17 protein-coding genes and 1 pseudogene are annotated in these 17,604 nt (G+C 72.4%); 7 read left to right on the top strand and 11 right to left on the bottom strand.

From position 1 onward, the window contains the following. The 5 genes from A6A27_RS34030 to A6A27_RS34010 form a co-directional block, all read right to left on the bottom strand. Positions 1–1,137, bottom strand: a complete 1,137-nt coding sequence (locus tag A6A27_RS34030) for an ABC transporter ATP-binding protein (protein ID WP_073838764.1) — start codon at positions 1,135–1,137, stop codon at positions 1–3. Beyond that, positions 1,137–2,006 (bottom strand): carbohydrate ABC transporter permease, encoded by an 870-nt coding sequence (locus A6A27_RS34025; protein WP_198940562.1) that lies wholly within the window; start codon positions 2,004–2,006, stop codon positions 1,137–1,139. Before A6A27_RS34025 ends, A6A27_RS34030 begins: the two co-directional genes overlap by 1 nt. 114 nt (positions 2,007–2,120) lie before the next feature. Next, positions 2,121–3,065, bottom strand: coding sequence for a carbohydrate ABC transporter permease (locus tag A6A27_RS34020; protein ID WP_073838809.1), 945 nt, complete (start codon positions 3,063–3,065; stop codon positions 2,121–2,123). After that, a complete protein-coding gene (locus tag A6A27_RS34015) occupies positions 3,040–4,437 on the bottom strand; it encodes an extracellular solute-binding protein (protein WP_073838763.1) in 1,398 nt (465 codons plus the stop codon). Before A6A27_RS34015 ends, A6A27_RS34020 begins: the two co-directional genes overlap by 26 nt. Before the next feature lie 151 nt (positions 4,438–4,588). Then, the gene (locus A6A27_RS34010; RefSeq protein ID WP_241825590.1) at positions 4,589–5,326 is read right to left on the bottom strand and encodes a GntR family transcriptional regulator; all 738 of its coding nucleotides are present in this window, start codon (positions 5,324–5,326) and stop codon (positions 4,589–4,591) included. A 196-nt stretch (positions 5,327–5,522) separates the two neighbouring features. Here A6A27_RS34010 and A6A27_RS34005 point away from each other — a divergent pair, with 196 nt between their 5' ends. Next, a complete protein-coding gene (locus tag A6A27_RS34005; RefSeq protein WP_073838807.1) occupies positions 5,523–6,059 on the top strand; it encodes an alpha/beta hydrolase in 537 nt (178 codons plus the stop codon). Here the strand turns inward: A6A27_RS34005 and A6A27_RS45330 are convergent, their stop codons facing one another. Then, a complete protein-coding gene (locus tag A6A27_RS45330) occupies positions 6,060–6,413 on the bottom strand; it encodes a hypothetical protein (RefSeq protein WP_073838761.1) in 354 nt (117 codons plus the stop codon). Between the two features lie 128 nt (positions 6,414–6,541). Between A6A27_RS45330 and A6A27_RS33995 the strand changes: the two genes are divergently transcribed. Together A6A27_RS33995 and A6A27_RS33990 are read left to right on the top strand one after the other, a co-directional pair. Next, positions 6,542–7,162 carry an L-threonylcarbamoyladenylate synthase gene (locus A6A27_RS33995; RefSeq protein WP_073838760.1) on the top strand — a complete coding sequence of 207 codons (621 nt, stop codon included), beginning with the start codon at positions 6,542–6,544 and terminating at the stop codon, positions 7,160–7,162. A gap of 124 nt (positions 7,163–7,286) precedes the next feature. After that, positions 7,287–8,861 carry a Na+/H+ antiporter gene (locus tag A6A27_RS33990; protein WP_241825589.1) on the top strand — a complete coding sequence of 525 codons (1,575 nt, stop codon included), beginning with the start codon at positions 7,287–7,289 and terminating at the stop codon, positions 8,859–8,861. 7 nt (positions 8,862–8,868) lie between these two features. Here the strand turns inward: A6A27_RS33990 and A6A27_RS33985 are convergent, their stop codons facing one another. From A6A27_RS33985 to A6A27_RS33975, 3 genes are all read right to left on the bottom strand, one after another. Further along, positions 8,869–9,201, bottom strand: coding sequence for a putative quinol monooxygenase (locus tag A6A27_RS33985; protein ID WP_073838759.1), 333 nt, complete (start codon positions 9,199–9,201; stop codon positions 8,869–8,871). Between the two features lie 66 nt (positions 9,202–9,267). Further along, positions 9,268–10,488, bottom strand: coding sequence for a M23 family metallopeptidase (locus A6A27_RS46475; protein ID WP_073838758.1), 1,221 nt, complete (start codon positions 10,486–10,488; stop codon positions 9,268–9,270). A 32-nt stretch (positions 10,489–10,520) separates the two neighbouring features. Then, on the bottom strand, positions 10,521–11,186 hold the full coding sequence (locus A6A27_RS33975; protein WP_073838757.1) for a hypothetical protein: 666 nt from the start codon (positions 11,184–11,186) through the stop codon (positions 10,521–10,523). Positions 11,187–11,399: 213 nt separating this feature from the next. Here A6A27_RS33975 and A6A27_RS33970 point away from each other — a divergent pair, with 213 nt between their 5' ends. The 4 genes from A6A27_RS33970 (at position 11,400) to A6A27_RS33955 (ending at position 15,454) form a co-directional block, all read left to right on the top strand. Then, the gene (locus A6A27_RS33970) at positions 11,400–12,740 is read left to right on the top strand and encodes a nicotinate phosphoribosyltransferase (protein ID WP_073838756.1); all 1,341 of its coding nucleotides are present in this window, start codon (positions 11,400–11,402) and stop codon (positions 12,738–12,740) included. Between the two features lie 30 nt (positions 12,741–12,770). Further along, the gene (locus tag A6A27_RS33965) at positions 12,771–13,265 is read left to right on the top strand and encodes an SRPBCC family protein (RefSeq protein WP_073838755.1); all 495 of its coding nucleotides are present in this window, start codon (positions 12,771–12,773) and stop codon (positions 13,263–13,265) included. Next, positions 13,255–13,824 (top strand): TetR/AcrR family transcriptional regulator, encoded by a 570-nt coding sequence (locus A6A27_RS33960; RefSeq protein WP_073838754.1) that lies wholly within the window; start codon positions 13,255–13,257, stop codon positions 13,822–13,824. Before A6A27_RS33965 ends, A6A27_RS33960 begins: the two co-directional genes overlap by 11 nt. A 70-nt stretch (positions 13,825–13,894) precedes the next feature. Then, positions 13,895–15,454 (top strand): FAD-dependent monooxygenase, encoded by a 1,560-nt coding sequence (locus tag A6A27_RS33955; RefSeq protein WP_073838753.1) that lies wholly within the window; start codon positions 13,895–13,897, stop codon positions 15,452–15,454. Between the two features lie 42 nt (positions 15,455–15,496). Here the strand turns inward: A6A27_RS33955 and A6A27_RS33950 are convergent, their stop codons facing one another. After that, a complete protein-coding gene (locus A6A27_RS33950) occupies positions 15,497–16,696 on the bottom strand; it encodes a low temperature requirement protein A (RefSeq protein WP_073838752.1) in 1,200 nt (399 codons plus the stop codon). Between the two features lie 183 nt (positions 16,697–16,879). After that, positions 16,880–17,468: pseudogene (locus A6A27_RS33945) on the bottom strand (AAA family ATPase); the annotation flags it as partial. Positions 17,469–17,604: the final 136 nt, after the last annotated feature.

Raw genomic sequence — 17,604 nt, 5'->3', positions numbered from 1 at the left:
TCAGGCGTCCGCCGCGACGCCGGTACGCGGCGCCGGCACCGGTGGCGCCGCCGCGCCGGTGACCAGCTCGCCGTCCCGGTAGACCAGGGTGCGCCCGGGGCGCGGGACCACCCAGCCGGTGTCGCCGGGCGCCGGTTCCCGTCCCTCCGGCACCACGACCTGCACGCTGGTCGCCCCGTCGTCCCCGGCCGGCACGTCCAGCGACACGAGGGAGAAGCTGCCCAGGTTCTCCACCACCACGACCTGGCCGGTGAGGGCGTCGGGGACGGGCTCGGGGGAGTGGTCGAGGTATTCGGGGCGGACCCCGTAGACCACCTGTTCGCCGTCGGTCAGCCGGCCGCGGACGTCCTCGGGCACCGGCAGCCGTACCCCGGCGACGGCCAGCTCGTCGCCGTGCACCCGGGCCGGGACCAGGTTCATGGGGGTGGAGCCGATGAACCCGGCGACGAAGGTGTTGGCCGGCCGGCGGAACACCTCGGTCGGGGTGCCGACCTGCCGGATCCGGCCGCCTTCCATCACCGCGATCCGGTCCGCGAGGGCGAGGGCCTCGGCCTGGTCGTGGGTGACGAAAACGGTGGTGACGCCGAGTTCCCGTTGCAGCCGCTTGAGGAACGTCCGCGCCTCCAGCCGCAGCCGCGCGTCCAGGTTGGACAGCGGCTCGTCGAGCAGGAACACCTGCGGGTGGCAGGCCATCGCCCGAGCGAGGGCGACCCGCTGCTGCTGGCCGCCGGAGAGCTGCCCGGGCCGGCGGTCGAGCAGCGCCGACAGACCCAGTTCCTCGGCGGTGCCCGCCGCCTTGTCGTGCCGGGCGGCCCGGCCGACCTTCTTGATCCGCAGCGGGTACGCGATGTTGTCCCGCACGGTCATGTGTGGGAAGAGCGCGTAGTCCTGGAAGACCATCGCCACGTCCCGCTGCCCCGGAGGCAGGTTGGTCACCGCCCGGTCGCCGATGCGTACGCTGCCGGCGGAGGCGAGCTCCAGGCCGGCGATGGTGCGCAGCAGGGTGGTCTTTCCGCAGCCGGACGGGCCGAGCAGGGCGAAGAACTCACCGTCGGCGATCTCCAGGTCGAGGGCGTCCAGGGCGCGTACCCCGTTGGGGTAGACCTTGGTCAGCTCGCGCAGGGTGATGGCGGACATCAGCGCTTGATCCCTCCGTGGAAGCGGAACCCGTACCTGCTGCTCACGAAGACGAACATCAGCGCCACCGGCAGCGAGTAGAGCAGCGAGAAGGTGGAGAGCAGCCGCAGGTCGGCCTGCCCGCCCTCGGTGTAGAGGGTGTACATGATCACTGCGGCGGGGGCCTTGTCCGGGCCGCGCAGCAGCAGGAACGGCACGAGGAAGTTGCCCCACACGTTCGCCACCGCCCACACGCCGACGGTGGCCAGCCCGGGGCGGACGACCGGCACCACGATGTGCCGCATGATCTGCAGGGCGCTGGCGCCGAAGACCCGCGCCGACTCCTCGTACGACGTCGGCGTGGCGTCCATGAAGTCCTTGAGGATGAAGATCGCCGCGGGCAGCAGGCCGCCGGTGAGGACCAGGATCACCCCGAGCCGGGAGTCGATCAGGTTGAGCCGGAACGCCAGCTCGAACAGCGGCACCATGGTGGCCGTGCCGGTCACGATGGACGACAGCAGCAGCAGGCCGTAGAGCAGCGCGTCGCGCCCCGGCACCCGGACCCGGCTCAGCGCGTACGCGGCCAGCGCGGCGAACACCACCACCAGCACGGCGGTGCCGCCGGCCAGCCACACCGAGTTGACCAGCGAGGTCAGCGCGTACGGGTTGTCCAGCAGGGTGCGGAAGTTGTCGAGGGTGAACCGCGGCAGCGAGGTGCCGATGGTCGGGGTGTCGTCGAACGGGGCGGTGGCCAGCCAGAGCAGCGGCAGGGCGAAGAAGGCGAGCACGAGGCAGAGGAAGACGTAGCGCCCGACGCGGGCCAGCAGGTGCCGCACCGCCGCCCGCGCCGCGAGGTCCGTTCGGGCCTCTTTCGCCAGGTCCGCGCTCACGGCAGCACCTTCGTTCGCGACTGCGGGGCTCGCAGAACCGGCTCACTCCTCGCGCTCATGGCAGCACCTTCGTTCGCGACTGCGGGGCTCGCAGAACCGGCTCACTCCTCGCGCTCACGCCCGCTCCCTTCGCCCCAGCATGCGCAGGTAGATCAGCGCGATGACCAGGTTGATCAGCAGCATGATGAACGAGATCGCGGCGCCGAAGCCCAGCTCGCCGCCGGAAAGCGCCACCTTGTAGACGTAGACCGCCAGGATCTCGGAGCGCTGCTCGGGCCCGCCGGCGGTGATCAGGAACGGGGTGAAGTCGTTGAACGTCCAGAGGCTGATCAGCAGCAGGTTGGTCAGCACGTGGCCGCGGATACGCGGGAACACCACGTCGCGCAGCTGCTGCCAGGTGGACGCGCCGGCCAGCCGGGCGGTCTCCAGGTGCGAGCGGGGCACGTTCTCCAGCGCCGCGGCGTAGAGCATCATCGAGAACGCGGTACCGCGCCAGGTGTTGAAGACGATGATCGACAGCATCGGGTGGTCGAGCAACCAGGCCATGCCGGGTGTACCGAGCAGGGCGTTGAGGGTGCCGGCGTCCCGGTCGAGCAGGGCGATCCAGAGGAACGCGACGACCGAGCTGGGCAGGATCCAGGACAGCAGGATGAACGCCTCGACCACCCGACGCAGTGGACCGCGCCGGTCGCGCAACGCGAAGGCGATCGCGAAGCCGAGGCCGGCCTGACCGAGCACCGCCGAGCCGAGCACGAACTGCAAGGTCAGCAGCAGCGACGTGCGGAAGCGCTCGTCGGTCAGCGCCTTGGTGTAGTTGTCCAGACCGACGACCTCCGGATGGGCCGCGGCCAACCCGGTGAGCCGGTAGTTGGTGACGCCGAGGTAGATCGTCCAGGCGGCCGGCACCACGAGGAAGAGCAGGATCAGCACCATGCTCGGGACAAGAAACCCGGCGGCGCGGGCACGGCCCAGCCCGGCGGCGTCGGGGGCGGGGGAGGCGCCCGTCGCCGGGCGCGCTCCCCCGACCGTCTCGTCAGGACGAGACGTTACCCGGACCACCGACGATCCCCTCGACCTTCTTCTGGTACGCCGAGGCCGCCTCGTCGGCACTCTTGCCCGACGCCGCGGCCGCGGTCGCCTCCTGCAGCGCCACCGACACCTGCGGGTAGACCGCCAGCGGCGGCCGGTACGCGGTCAACGGCAGCACCTTCTCGGCGACGAAGTTGAGCATCGGGTCGCCGGCCAGCACCTCCTTGTTGACGTCGGCCCGGGAGGTGATCCGCGCCGCGCCGGCGAGCTGAGCCTTGGTGGCCTCCGCCGAGTGCATGAACGCCAGCAGCTCGAACGCCTGCGACGGGTACTTCGAGTTCGGGTTGAGCACGTCGACGCCGCCACCGGACATGCTGACGAAGTCCTGCCCCCGGATGCCCGCGCCGGGCTGCTTCGCCGGGATCATCGCGTACCCGACGGTGCTGTCCCGGTCGGGCATCTTCGCGGTGCCGTCCTTCGGGTTGATGACGCTGCGCCAGAAGTAGTCGCCCTCGCCCAGGATGCCGATCTTTCCGGCGGCGAACTCCTCGAAGGACTTGTCCCGCCCCTTGGCCTCCTGCTGGAGCTTCGGGTCGCCGAGGCCGCCACCGTAGACCTTGGTGTAGAAGTCGAGCACGTCCTTGACCGGCTGGTTGGCGCCGGCCCACTTGCCGTCCTTCCAGATCTCCCCGCCGGCACCGACCAGCAGCGGCAGCGCGCCCTGCATGGTGGTCGCCTCGCCCATCGCCGTGCCGGCGTTGATCTGGATCGGGGTCACCCCGGGCAGCGCCTTGAGCTTCGTGCCGGCGTCCAGGATCTCCTGCCAGCTCTTCGGCTGCCAGTCGGCGGGCAGGCCGGCCTGGGCGAACAGCTTCTTGTTGAAGTAGAGCACCCGGCCGTCGGTGCCCTGTGGAATGCCGTAGCGCTTGTCCTCGAACGTGCCCAGGCCCTGCACGCTCTCCGGGATCTGCGACCAGCCGTCCCACGAGTCGGCCTGGCCACCGGCCACCTCGGACAGCGGCTTCAGGTAGCCGGCCTGCACGAACTCGCCGACCCAGATGCCGTCGACCGAGATGACGTCGGCACCGCCCTTGGACCGCAGGTCCAGGGCCAGTTTGGTCTTGTACTGCTCGTCATCGACGCCGCTGGGCACGAACGACACCTTGGCGGTGACGCCCTTGGCCTTCTGGGCCTCGATGAACCGGGGGATGACCCACTTCTCGATCCACTCCGCACCGGTGGCGTTCTTGCCGCCGGCGATGGCGTTGGCGGCGATGGTGAGGGTGATGTTCTTGGCGTCCTTGCCGGCGGGCTCCGAGCCGCCACCGCAGGCCGTGGCGGCGAGGGTGATCGCGGTGAGCGTGGCGAGCACGGCCGGGACGCGTCTCGGCGTGACTGACATGGGCTGTTCCCTTCGCAAGAAGTGACTTCGAAGAGACTCGCGGGTCGCCCCGCCGGCCGCAGGTCCATGCCGGCGGTGCTTGTCGGCCACAATGTCATGACAGCCTGACGACGTAAATACCTGTCACCGAAATGGGCGAGAAACCTGGGGTTCACCGCTCGGCGACGGTCACCTCCAGCGCGTACCGGGAGGCCCGGTAGAGGTGCTCGCCGTACTCGACGTGCCGGCCCTGGTCGTCGTACGCGGTGCGGGTCATGGTCAGCAGCGGTGCGCCGCGCCGCTCGCCGATCATCTGCGCCTCCGCGGCGGTCGCCGCCCGGGCCCCGATCCGCTGCTGGGCACTGCGGATCCGGACCCCGGCCGCGCGCAGGATGGCGTACAGGCCACGGGCCTGCAGGACGTCCAGGGTTAGCCGGATCGGGTCGATCGGAAGCCAGTTCTCCATCACCGCCAGGGGTTCCCCGTCGGCGAAGCGGAGCCGGCGCAGGTGCTGCACCGGGCTGTCGGCGTCCACCTCGAGCGCCGCCGCCACCTTGGCCGGGCAGCCCACAGTTGCCAGTTCCAACACCGACGTGGACGGTTGCCGCCCGGCCCGGGCGAGGTCGTCGTGCAGGCTGGTCAGCTCCACCGCCCGGCGGACCTCGCCCCGGACGACCTGGGTGCCCACGCCCCGCCGGCGCACGATCAACCCCTTGTCCACCAGGTGCTGGATGGCCTGCCGGACGGTGGGCCGGGACAGTCCCAGCCGGTCGGCGAGCTGCAGCTCGCTGTCCAGCCGGTCGCCCGGTGCCAGGTCACCACGCTGGATCGCGGCGGCGAACTGCTCGGCGACCTGGAAGTAGAGCGGGATCGGGCTGCTCCGGTCGACGACGATTTCGGGGCTGGTCACGGGGGACCTCCTCGTCACGGCTGTCCAGGGGTCCGGGGATGGGCGCCACTGTACCGAAGCGGTCACCCGGTGAAGCCGGCGGATGTCAGGACAATACATTGACACAACTCGCGGTCACGGTTACCAGTCAATGACCAGGAGCGAGCCCGAGGTCGCTGACCTCCTCCCCATCACGGGTCTGGGTAAGGTCGTCCGCATGGCTGACGCTGTCGTGATTCCCGGCGGTATGTTCGGGCCGGGTGCGCCCCTGCTCATGTATGCCGGCGATGTGGCGGAGCAGCGGGGCGCAGCGGTGCACCGATACTCGTGGTCCCAGGAGTTTCCGAGGCCAGACGAGCCAGCAATCGAGGGGTGGGTCAGCGGCGAGGTCGCTCCGCTGATCGACAAGGTCGGCGGTCGCCCCCTGCTGTTGGCCAAGTCGCTCGGCACGAATGCGGCAGCGATTGCCGCCGAGAGATCCCTGCCGGCCGTGTGGCTCACGCCCTTGCTCGCCCTGCCGTGGGTGGCTGACGCGTTGAACCGTGCGACCGCACCGTTCCTTCTCGTGGGTGGCACCGCCGACAAGGTGTGGGACGGTGACCTCGCCCGCCGGCTGTCACCCCACGTGCTGGAGGTGGAAGGAGCGGATCACGGGATGTACGTACCCGGCCCGCTCACGGAATCCATCGCGGTGCTCAGCCGAGTCGTGGTCGCCGTGGAAGAGTTCCTCGACGCGATCAGCTGGCCAGGCTGATCAACCGGATTGAGCATCCCGGGTGCGCCGGGTCAGGCCGCGGACGTGACCGCCAACGGCAACTGGTCGGGCTGCGGCTGCCACGGCGGACCGTCCAGCCGGCGTCTCCGGTGCGTCCTCGTGGGCGGCCGGCTCGGCCGTGCCGGTACGAGGTGCGGCCTGCGCCGCCCGCAGACCCACCTGCGCGCTGTGCCACGGGGCGCAGGGCCAGGCCGCGCCGAAGCAGCTGCCGTTGTCGCAGGCGCCGTGCTCGTCCGGCTGGTGGGTGTCGGCCACCGCGGCGGCGAGCCGCCACAGCAGCGGGTCGGTCACCTCGGCCGGACGGTCGTCGCGGTCTGTGCTGGCATCGGACATGGTCGGGTCCCCCTCTTCGAGCGGGCCTCATCCTTTCCGGTCCGATCCTCCGCCAAACCTGCGAGCTGCAAATTTGTGCCGCGCCCCACCCCGGGCGGGTCCGCGCGGCGAGGCATAGGCTGGGTGCCGTGGCGAGGTATTACGACCTGCACCCGGACAATCCGCAGCCGCGGACCCTGCGGCAGGTGGTCGACGTGATCCGGGACGACGGGCTGATCGCCTACCCCACCGACTCCTGCTACGCCTTCGGCTGCCGGATCGGCAACCGTGGCGGCCTGGACCGGATCCGGGAGATCCGCCGGCTCGACGACCGGCACCACTTCACCCTGGTCTGCCGCGACTTCGCGCAGCTCGGCCAGTTCGTCAAGGTCAGCAACTCGGTCTTCCGCCTGGTGAAGGCCGCCATCCCGGGCAGCTACACGTTCATCCTGCCGGCCACCCACGAGGTGCCGCGCCGGCTCCAGGAACCGCGCAAGCGCACCGTCGGGGTACGCGTACCGAAGCACACGGTCACCCAGGCGCTGCTGGCCGAACTGGGCGAGCCGCTGCTGTCCAGCACGCTGCTGCTGCCCGACGAGGACGAGCCGCTGACCCAGGGCTGGGAGATCAAGGAACGGCTCGACCACCAGCTCGACGCCGTCGTCGACGCGGGGGAGTGCGGGACCGAGCCGACCACCGTGGTCGACCTGTCCGGGCCCGAACCGGAGATCCTGCGCCACGGCGCCGGGGATCCCTCGCGCTTCGAGTAGCCGCCGCCCAAATTAGCCGGTTTGTCCGCACGTCCTCGGTCGGCCGTACCACCATGTTGGGGCAGCGGCGTGCCCGCGATCCGCCCGCCGCCGCACCACGCCGATCGGGTGACGGGGGTACGACGTGGAACCGCTCGTGCTGATCGCGGTGCTGGGCGCGACGGTGCTGATCGGCACCACGATCGGCGGCCGCTACAGTGTCGCGCCCCCGGTCCTGCTGATCGGCATGGGCGCGCTGCTCGGGCTGCTCCCACCGTTCTCGCACGTGGTGCTCCCACCCGAGGTGGTGCTGGTGCTCTTCCTCCCGGCGATCCTCTACCGGGAGAGCCTCGTGATCAGCATCCGCGAGGTCCGGGCCAACCTCGCGGTGATCGCCCTGCTGGCCGTGGCGCTGGTGCTCCTGACGACGGTCGCGGTCGCGTACGCCGCCAAGGCCCTCGGCGTCGATTCGCCGGCGGCCTGGGTGCTCGGCGCGGTGCTCGCGCCGACTGACGCCGCCGCCGTCGCCGGCCTGGCCAAACGGATGCCGCGCGGCATCCTCACCACCCTGCGCGCGGAAAGCCTGATCAACGACGGAACGGCGCTGGTGATCTTCGCCGTCGCGGTCGGGGTGATCGCCGGGGGAGCACTCCCCGGGGCAGCCGGACTGCTCGGGCGGTTCGTCGGCTCGGCCGCCGCCGGAATCGCCGCCGGCCTGCTGGTCGGCGGGGCCGCCGTCCTGATCCGTAGCCACGTCGACGACCCGCTGCGCGAGGGCGGGATCAGCATCCTCACCCCGTTCGTGGCGTTCCTGCTCGCGGACGTCGTGCACGCCAGCGGCGTCCTCGCGGTGGTGGTCGCCGGGCTGCTCATCTCCTGGGCCGCGCCCCGGATCATCCGGGCCCGCTCGCGGATCACCGCGTTCGCGTTCTGGGACCTGTCCACCTTCATGGTCAACGGCAGCCTCTTCGTGCTGCTCGGCATGCAGGTCCCGCGATCCCTACGCGGCATCACCAGCCACTCGCCGACGCAGTCGCTGGGCATCGCGGTGGTGGTGACCGTCGTCGTCGTGGTGACCCGGATGGCCTGGGTGCACCTGGGCGTGTCCACGCTGCAGAACCTCGACCGGCGTGAGTCCCGGCGCGGCCGCGGGTTCGACTGGCGGGTCCGCACCGCGGCCGGCTGGGCCGGGTTCCGGGGCGCGGTCTCGCTGGCCGCAGCCCTCGCCGTGCCGGTCGCCACCAGCGCCGGCACGCCAGTCCACGAACGCGACCTGATCATCTTCGTGACCGTCACGGTCATCGTGCTGACCATGCTGGTCCAGGGCACCACGCTGCCGGCCGTGGTGAACTGGGCCGGCCTCAGCGGCGACCAGGAACGGGAGGACGAGGTCCGCTGGGCGCGCATCCGGGCCACCGAGGCCGCCCTCGACGCCCTGCCCCAGGTGGCCGCCGACGTGGGCGCAGCGCCGGACGCCGTCGAACGGCTCCGCTCCGACTACCAGGAGCACCTCGACGACATCCGGTGCCCGGGGGACGAGCAGGCCGAGGAAGAGCGGGAACTCGCCCGGCGGCTGCGGCTGGGCGTCCTCGACCGCAAGCGGCAGGAGCTCACCCGGCTGCGGCGGACCAACCAGATCGACGACGCCGTGCTGCGCGAGGTGCAGGCGGCCCTGGACATCGAGGAGATCCGGCTGCTCGGCCCGACCGTCGAGGACTGATGGCCGACTACCTGCCCTCGGGGACGGCCATCTCGCCGAGCAGCGACCAGTCCTGCTGCGGGACGGTCACGTTGACGATCCGGGGCGTCTCGGCCAGGTGCGGCGGCAGCGTCCGCTGCGCTGTGCGGAAGTGCTCCGACTGCACGTGCGCGGCGCCGGCCTCGTCGTCGCGGAACGCCTCGACCAGCACGTATTCCGTCGGGTCGGCCACGCTGCGTGACCAGTCGAACCACAGACAGCCCGGCTCGGCGCGGGTGGCCTCGGTGAACTCCGCGACGATCTGCGGCCAGCGGTCGGCGTCCTCCGGCCTCACTCGAAACTTGGCAGTAATGAAGATCATGGCGACCAGGCTATCCGTCCGGGCGCGCGAGGACACCGACGGTCCGGAGCGAGGGAACGGCGCGTCTCAGATCCAGGGCAGCGGATCCACGGCCCGGCCACCGAGACGCACCTCGAAGTGCAGGTGTGGTCCGGTGGAAGCGCCGGTCGAGCCGACCAGGCCGATCACCTGGCCGGCGCGGACCCGCTGTCCGGGCGACACCAGCAGGCGGGACTGGTGGCCGTAGCAGGTGGACAGCCGCTGCCCGGACACCCGGCCGTGGTCGACGCAGATGTAGTTGCCGTATCCGCCGTACCATCCGGCGCGGGTGACCCGTCCGTCGGCGGCCGCCCTGATCGGGGTGCCGATCGGGGCGGCGAGATCGATCCCGGGATGCCGCTGCCAGACGTGGTAGTACGGGTCGAAGCGGACGCCGAACTCGCTGGTGAGCCGGCCCGCCAGGGGGCGGCCCAGCCGCCTCCCGCCGACCCGGGTGGTCGGTGCCGCCGGGGCGGCGGTCACGGCGGCGGCGTGGGCCCGCCGGTCGATCTCCCGCCGGAGCGCCGTCTCCTCCCGCTGCCGGCCGGTGAGCTCGGCCTGACCGGAGGTGATCGCGGCGGACAGGGCGGCGGCGCGGCCGGTGGGCGTGTCGAGCAGGTCCGCGGCGTCGACCACGGCCAGCGGCGGCGCCGGGTCACCCACCGGCGCGGGGCCGCCGGTCCAGGCGGTCAGCAGTTGCAGCACCGGATCGGGTTGGCGCTGCACCGTGGCCAGGTCGTCGCGGGTGCGGGCCAGGATGTTGTGCAGGTACTGGATCCGGCGCTCGACGTCGGTGAGCGCGGCGACCTGACGGGCGTCGGGTGTGATGGCGGCGTCGGCCGGTGGCTGCGGGTACAGGTCGGCGCCGGGGTCGGCGGCGATGAGTGCCGGGGCGGACCCGGGATCGATGGTGGGCGGGGCCGTGGCCGGGGCGGCCGGTCCGCCGGCTCGCGGCGGCGCGGTCGGCGAGGCCGGCGCCGGCCCGGGGGTGTGCCCGGTCGACGGGCCGGCCGACGGGGAGGCCGTGGGTCGGACGGTGGGCGGTTTCGGCGACGGCGGCGTGAGCGGGGGCAGCGTGACCGACGGCAGTGGCAGGGGCGGCAGCGACACGGTCGGCAGTGGCACGGGCAGGGAGAGTGTCGGCAGGGGGAGCGGCCCCTGCGCCGCCGCGGTGCCGGTCCCGGCGTCCAGCCAGGTGGACGTCGTAACCACAGTCGCCGTCCCGGCGACCGCCGCCAGCGTTGCCCGCCGCCACCACCGTCGGTTCATGCCGTGCTCCTGACGTCGCCTGCCTCCGCCTGCTACATCGGATCCGGCCGTCCGGTCGTAACACTTTCCGCGCGACGCTGTCGCAAGCGTCGACGGGTCAGCACCGCCCCGGCCGCGGCCAAGCCCGCCACCACCACCGCCAGCACGGTGGGCACCCGCATCGACCGGGCCGGCGTCGGGTCGACCGTCGCCGCCTGCGGCTCGGCCGGCGGGTCGATGGGCGTCGTGGTCGAGCCGGGCACCAGGTAGGCGTTGCTGGCGATCTGGGCCTCGTTCTCCGGCACCTGCTCGGAGGTGAGGCTGACCCGGTTACGGACCACCGTCCCGGGTTCCGCGCCCGGCCGGACCCGCCCCGTGATCGTGATCCGCGGCGCCGGCGAGCCGCTGGCCAGCCGTACGTCGCCGAGGTCGCAGACCACCTCGCGGGCGGTCACCGCGCACCAACCCGGCTGGGCACGCGCCGTGACCGTCTCCAGATCTGCGGTGGTGGTGAAGGTGATCCGCGCGGCGACGAGCGTCGCCGTGCCGGCGATGGTGACGGTGTGGGTGACCTGCTGCCCGGGCAGCGCACCGAACGGGGTCGAGGTCAGCACGGGGGTCGCGTCCACCCGCAGGCTCGGCGTCGGTGTCGGCGTCGGGACGCCACCCATCACGGCAGCCATGATGGCCACCGCGGACGCGGCAACCGCTTCCCCCATTCCCACACTCTATTCCCGCCGGTGCCCGCCCGCCCGCCGAACCGGACCCACGTCCGGGTGAGTTCGTCAATGCGACGCGGGGGATCCCGCCTGGCCGCCAACCGGTGGATCCGTCGGCACCCTCGACGCGGTGCTGGGCTGCCGCAGGATCTCCGTTTCCCGTACGCGCCACTGCCGCGTCCACCACAGTGGTGGCGTGGTCGAGGGGGTGGCATGAGCGGACTGCGGACCGACTTGTACGAGCTGCGGATGGCGGCCAGCTACCTGCGCCGCGGCATGACCGAGCCGGCCACCTTCAGCCTCTTCGTCCGCCGCCTGCCGCACCGCCGCGGTTTCCTGGTCGCGGCCGGCCTGGCCGAGGCGCTGGACTTCCTGGAGAGCTTCACCTTCGACGACGACGAGCTGGGCTACCTGCGCGAGGTGGCCGGGCTCGACCCGGCGACCCTGGCGGCACTCGCCGGGCTGCGGTTCAGCGGCGACGTGTGGGCCGTACCCGAGGGTCGCGTGGTCTTCGCCGACGAGCCGCTGCTGGAGGTGACCGCGCCGATCGCGGAGGCGCAGCTGGTGGAGACCGGGGTGCTGAACCTGATCACCTTCCACACCACGGTGGCCACCAAGGCGGCCCGCTGCCGGCTGGCCGCCGGCGACGCACAGCTGATCGACTTCGCGTTCCGTCGTACGCACGGCATCGAGGCCGGGGCGGGCGTGGCGCGGGCGTCGGCCATCGCCGGCTTCACCGCGACCAGCCACGTCGAGGCCGCCCGGCGGTACGGGCTCACCCCGTCCGGGACGATGGCCCACTCCTACGTCGAGGCGTTCCCTGACGAGCGGGCGGCGTTCCGCGCGTTCGCCGCCGACTTCCCGACGAACCCGATCTTCCTCGTGGACACCTACGACACGCCCGCCGGCGTCCGGGCCGCCGTGGACGTCGTCACCGAACTCGGGTTGACCGGCCCGATGGCCGTGCGGCTTGACTCCGGCGACCTGGCGGTGCTGGCCCGGCAGGCCCGCGCGATCCTGGACGAGGCCGGGCTGCGGCAGGCCCGGATCGTGGCCAGTGGCAGCCTGGACGAGGACGTCATTGCGGCGCTCGTCGCTCAGGGCGCCCCGATCGACGGGTACGGCGTGGGCACGAAGATGGGCGTCTCCTACGACGCGCCGTCGCTGGACAGCGCCTACAAACTGGTCGCCTACGGCGGCCGGCCGGTGCTCAAGCTGTCGCCCGGCAAGGCCACGCTGCCCGGCCGCAAGCAGGTGTTCCGCGATCCCACCGGCGCCGACGGGGATCTGGTCGGGCTGCGCGACGAGCCGCCCCCGGCGGATCGCGAGCCGCTGCTGGCGCCGGTCATGCGTGCTGGCCGGCGCCTCGAGAACGCCGACCCCGCAGGTGAGGTGCGGTCTGCCCGCCGCCGGTTCGACGCCGACCTCGCCTGGCTGCCGGCGGGGGCGCGGCGGCTGGCCGATCCCACGCCGCTCGCCGTCGCGGTCAGCCCGGCGCTGACCGCGCTGCGGGAGCGGGTCACCGCGCAGCTGGGCCGAGGTGGCAGCTATTGACGATCGCCGCCGCTGTGTACCATCTGGTACATGAACTACGCGGAGACGATCACCACCACGGCGGCCCCCGAGCACGCCTGGGCCGCGCTGGCGAACGTGACGAGCTATCCCCGGTGGACGGCGTCCATGTCGGCGGTGGAGCCGCTCGACAGCCCCGCCCTGGCGGTGGGCAACCGGTTCCGCATCCGGCAGCCCGGCCTGCCGCCCACCGTGTGGCGGGTCGACGAGCTACGGCCGGGCGCCTCGTTCGCCTGGGATTCACACGTCCCCGGGGTGCACACCGTCGCCTACCACCGGGTGGAGCCCGAGCCGGACGGGACGAGCCGGATCGACATCGGCATCCGGCAGACCGGCGCCCTCGCCTGGCTGGTCGCGTTGCTGACCGCGGCGCGGACGCGGCGGTACCTGCGGATGGAGGCGGCCGGGCTCCGAGCCGCCGCCGAGGCCGCAGCCACGGCGGCGTCATCCGCCGGTGCGGCCGGTGCGGCGACGGACGACGGCGCGGCGTCCACCGGTGGCCGGTGACGCCCGCGAGGCATTGCTCGACCGGTGCGTCAGCTTCCTGAAGGAGGGCGGGTTCAGCCAGCTCAGCCTCCGCGAGATCGCCGCCGGTACGGGCACCAGCCACCGCATGCTCATCTACCACTTCGGCAGCCGGGAGGGCCTGCTCACCGAGGTCGTCCGACGGGTCGAGGCCGAGCAACGGGCCGCGCTCGCCACCCTCGCCACGGAGACCGATGATCCGGTCGAGGTGAGCCGACGCTTCTGGCGGCGCCTCGCCGACCCCGCGCTAGCCCCGGCAGAACGGCTGTTCTTCGAGATCTACGCGCACGCGCTGTACGGCCGATCCTGGACCGAGCCGTTCCGGGCCTCGGTCATCGCCGCCTGGGCGGGCCCCGTCGAGGAGCTGTTCGTCCAGCTCGGGTACGACCGCGCGGAGGCCCGCCGGCGGGCCCGACTGAGTCTCGCCGCGACCCGCGGCCTGCTGCTGGACCTGCTGATCACCGGCGACCGGGACGTCCTGGACGCCGCCGCCGACCTGCTCGCGCAGCTCGTTACCGCCCCGCCGCCGTCAGCGGCGTGAACTGCTGGAGGCGCCTCGATATCGTCATGCCCAGAAGGGGCGGTCCCGCGATCCGAGCCAGGGGGTGCCGATGGACTCCGTCGAGGTGCTGGTGGTCGGGGCAGGACCCACCGGGCTCGCCATGGCCGGGCAGCTCGCCGCGTTCGGCGTGCGGGTACGCGTCGTCGACCGGGCGCTCGACCGGGTGCACGAGTCCCGGGCGCTGGGCATCCAGCCGCGCACCCTGGAGGTCCTCGCCGGGCTCGGCGTGACCGACGAACTGGTCTCCCTGGGCAACCGGGCGGTGCGCCTGTGCCTGCACGTGCGCGGTCGGCAGCGGATGGTGCCGCTGTTCGACCTCGGCCTGCACGACACCGCGTACCCCTATCTGCTGTTCCTGTCGCAGGCCGAGACGGAGCGGATCCTGGGCGAGCACCTGACGGCGGCGGGGATCGGTGTGGAGCGGGGGGTCGAGCTAGTCGGGCTGGACCGTACCGGTGACGGCGCCGTCGCGACGCTGCGGCACCGGGACGGCCCTGCCGAACAGGTGTCCGCCCGGTACGTGGTGGGCTGCGACGGCGCGCACAGCACCGTCCGCCACCTGGCCGGGATCCGGTTCGAGGGCGCCGCGTACCCGCAGACGTTCGTCCTGGCCGACCTCGAGGCCGACGGCGTGACCGCCGGCCCGGCGCACGCCTTCCTCGCCGAGCGGGGGCTTTTCCTCCTCTTCCCGCTCGGCCACCCGGCCACCTGGCGGCTGCTGGCCATCCGCCCACCCGACGACCGGACCCCACCGGACGCCCCGCTCACCCTCACCGAGGTGCAGGCCCTCGCCGACACCTACACCGGCGGGGCGGTACGGCTGCGCGACCCGGTCTGGATGACCAACTTCCGGCTGCACCACCGCGCCGCCACCCGCTACCGGTCCGGGCCGTGCTACCTGGCCGGCGACGCCGCGCACATCCACAGCCCGGCCGGAGGCCAGGGCATGAACACCGGCATCCAGGACGCGGTCAACCTCGGATGGAAACTCGCCCACACGCTGCAGAGCAGCCCGGACCCGGCGCTGCTGGACAGCTACGAGGCGGAACGGGCGCCGGTCGGCCGGCTGGTGCTGCGCCTCACCGACCGGACGTTCACCGCCGTCACCTCCACCAGCCCGCTGGCCCGCTTCGCCCGCACCCGGATCGCGCCCGCCGTGCTGCCTACCGTGCTCGCCGCCCGGGGCGTGCGCGCCACCGCCTTCCGCACGGTGGCGGAACTGAACATCCGCTACCGGCGCAGCCCGCTGTCGGTGCAGGGCCCGGGCGCGCCACGCCGGGGCCCTCGGGCCGGCGACCGGCTGCCCGACGCCCCGCTCGCCGGCACCACGCTGCACCGGCTCACCGCCCCGCCCGGCTGGCACCTGCTGCTGGGCGGTCCGCCAGCGGCCTGGCCGGAGGAAGTCGTCACGCCGCTGCGCCGGGCCGGTCAGGTCACCGTGCACCGGCTGCCCGGCGCCGCCGAGGACCGGGTGGCACTGCGCCGGCTCGGCCTCGCTCCCGGCGTGGCCGGCCTGCTGCTGGTACGCCCCGACGGGCACCTCGGCTACCGCTCCGGCGGCGGTGACCTGACCGGGCTGGCGGCCTACCTGCGCCGCTGGCTCGGCTGAGCGACCGCCGGCACGCTTACACTATGGCCCACCCTGGCTGTCTCACCCGTGCGGCGCCGGGCGCTCCGGTGGCCGGCGGCGCCCGTGCGCCGCGTCGGCGACGGCAACGCCGGCCAGGACGAGGGTGGCCGCAGAGGTGGCCGCCAGGGGCGGCGCGAAGGCCAGCACCGGTGCCAGGGCAGCCAGCACGATCAGCCCGACGAGTCGCGGCCGGGACACGCGGCCGAAGAGGCCGTGCCCCAGCCAGGCATGCCCGGCGATGAACAGGGCAGGGCCGCCAAGGACGACGGCCAGCCAGGCGGGATCGAGACGCCCGCCCGGCTGGCCGACGACGAGTTCGTGCCCGACAGCGCTGGCCAGGATGCCCGCCACCATCGCCAGGTGGGTGTAGGCCGCCACCTGGCTGAGACCGGCCGGGCGGTCAGCTGCCGCCACCGCCTCGCGCAGCACGAACCCGGCGCGGAAGAAGTAGACCAGCCACAGCAGCACCGTGCTGGCGAAGGCGATGAGGAAACCCACCGTGCGCTCGGGGGTCAGTTCCCCGTGGCTGAACGCCAGGCCGATGAGCGCGACGGCCTCACCGAGCGCGATGATCAGGAATTGCTGGTACCGGTCCGCCAGGTGCTCGGCCGCGATCAACCACCCTGGGATGCGCGAGCGGCCCAGCCCGGGCGTGGGCCAGCCGAGGACGAGGCCCATGTAGTCCACGGCCAGGGCGAGCGTCCACAGCGCCCCGCCGGCTGGACTTTCGGCGATGGCGGCGCCGACGATCCAGGGGACGGCCGACACGGCGGACCAGCACAGGATTCGGCCAGGGATCCGCCGCTGTTCGTGCCTCCGCAGGAGGAGCACCAGGACGAGCGAGCGGCCGACCTGAATCGCGACGTACGTGGCGGCGAAACCCAGCCTCCGCTCCCCGAACGCCGCTGGCGCGGCGACGGCCATGAACAGGGTGCCGAGCATGATGCCGACGATCAGCAGCTGGATGGCCCGCCGGTCGGGGTCGTACCGGCTGGTCACCCACGCGGCCTGCAACCACACCAGCCAGAATGCCAACAGCAGCAACGTCGTCTGACCGGCCTCGGGCAGCGCTGGCCGTCCCGAGCTGAAGTCTTCGACGAACCGCTGCGAGATGCGGGTGAGCGCGAAGACGAAGACCAGGTCGAAGAACAGCTCCAGGAAGGTGGCGCGGCTGGGCCCGCCGCCCCCGCGTAACAGCCGCGCGGCCAGGTCCGCGGTCATCGGCGCGTCGGTCCGCCGTCCGTCTCCGCCACCCACACAGTCGTACCATGCACGTCTGCCTGCTTCCGGCACGACGACGAAGTCGACGGCCGCCGGCTCCCACCGGTGCTCGGCCGTGATCCCGTCGACGGGGCATACCAGTGCCGGTGCGGTAGTCCCGGGCACCGGGTCTGCGTGCTGTTTGTTCGCCGGGCTTGGCGAAGACGATGTTGTCGTCGTTCAGCTCGGGGATCGAGACGTACTTCTCCGACAGGATGGAGATGAGCGCGTCCTGCACGTCGCTGGTGGAGCGGGTCAGCTCCTCGAAGCGGCCGATCACGCCCTGCTCCATCGCGGTCATGATCGGCGACGGGATCATCGACTCGCGGGACTGCCCGCGGGCGATGACCATGGACACGTTCCACGAGTACTTGATGTGCTCCTCGGTGGTGCCGGCGGTGCCCTGCACGACGAGAGTGGAGTTGCGGCAGATCGCGGCGGCGAGCAGCTCGGCCAGCCAGCTCTTGCCGGTGCCCGGGTCACCGATCAGCAGCAGACCCCGGTCGGAGGCGAGCGTCACAATGCTGCGTTCGACGAAGGTGCGGTCGCCGAACCACTTCTGCGGGATCTCCCGGTCCAGGCCGTCGGCCCGTTCGGAACCGAGGACGAACAGCCGGACCATGCGCGGGCTGAGCCGCCAGGAGAACGGCTTCGGGTCGGTGTCGACCGACTCCAGGTAGTCGAGTTCGTCGGCGTACTTGACCTCGGCGGGGGCACGCAGCATCTCGGACATGAAGGGTGACTCCTATTGCGTGTTTCAGAAGTGTCGTAGGTGGTAGGCATGCTGTGGGGTTGTGGGGAGGTTTACCGCGTTCCGGTTCACGGTCGATCCGTCGCCGTCGCAGGTGGTGGTGTTGGCCCGTCATGCG

It is taken from the genome of Micromonospora sp. CB01531, from assembly GCF_001905095.1.
In the GTDB taxonomy this organism is placed as follows: Bacteria; Actinomycetota; Actinomycetes; order Mycobacteriales; family Micromonosporaceae; genus Micromonospora.
Note: the sequence above shows the minus strand (reverse complement) of the source record. Positions and strands in the feature narration are given on the sequence as shown.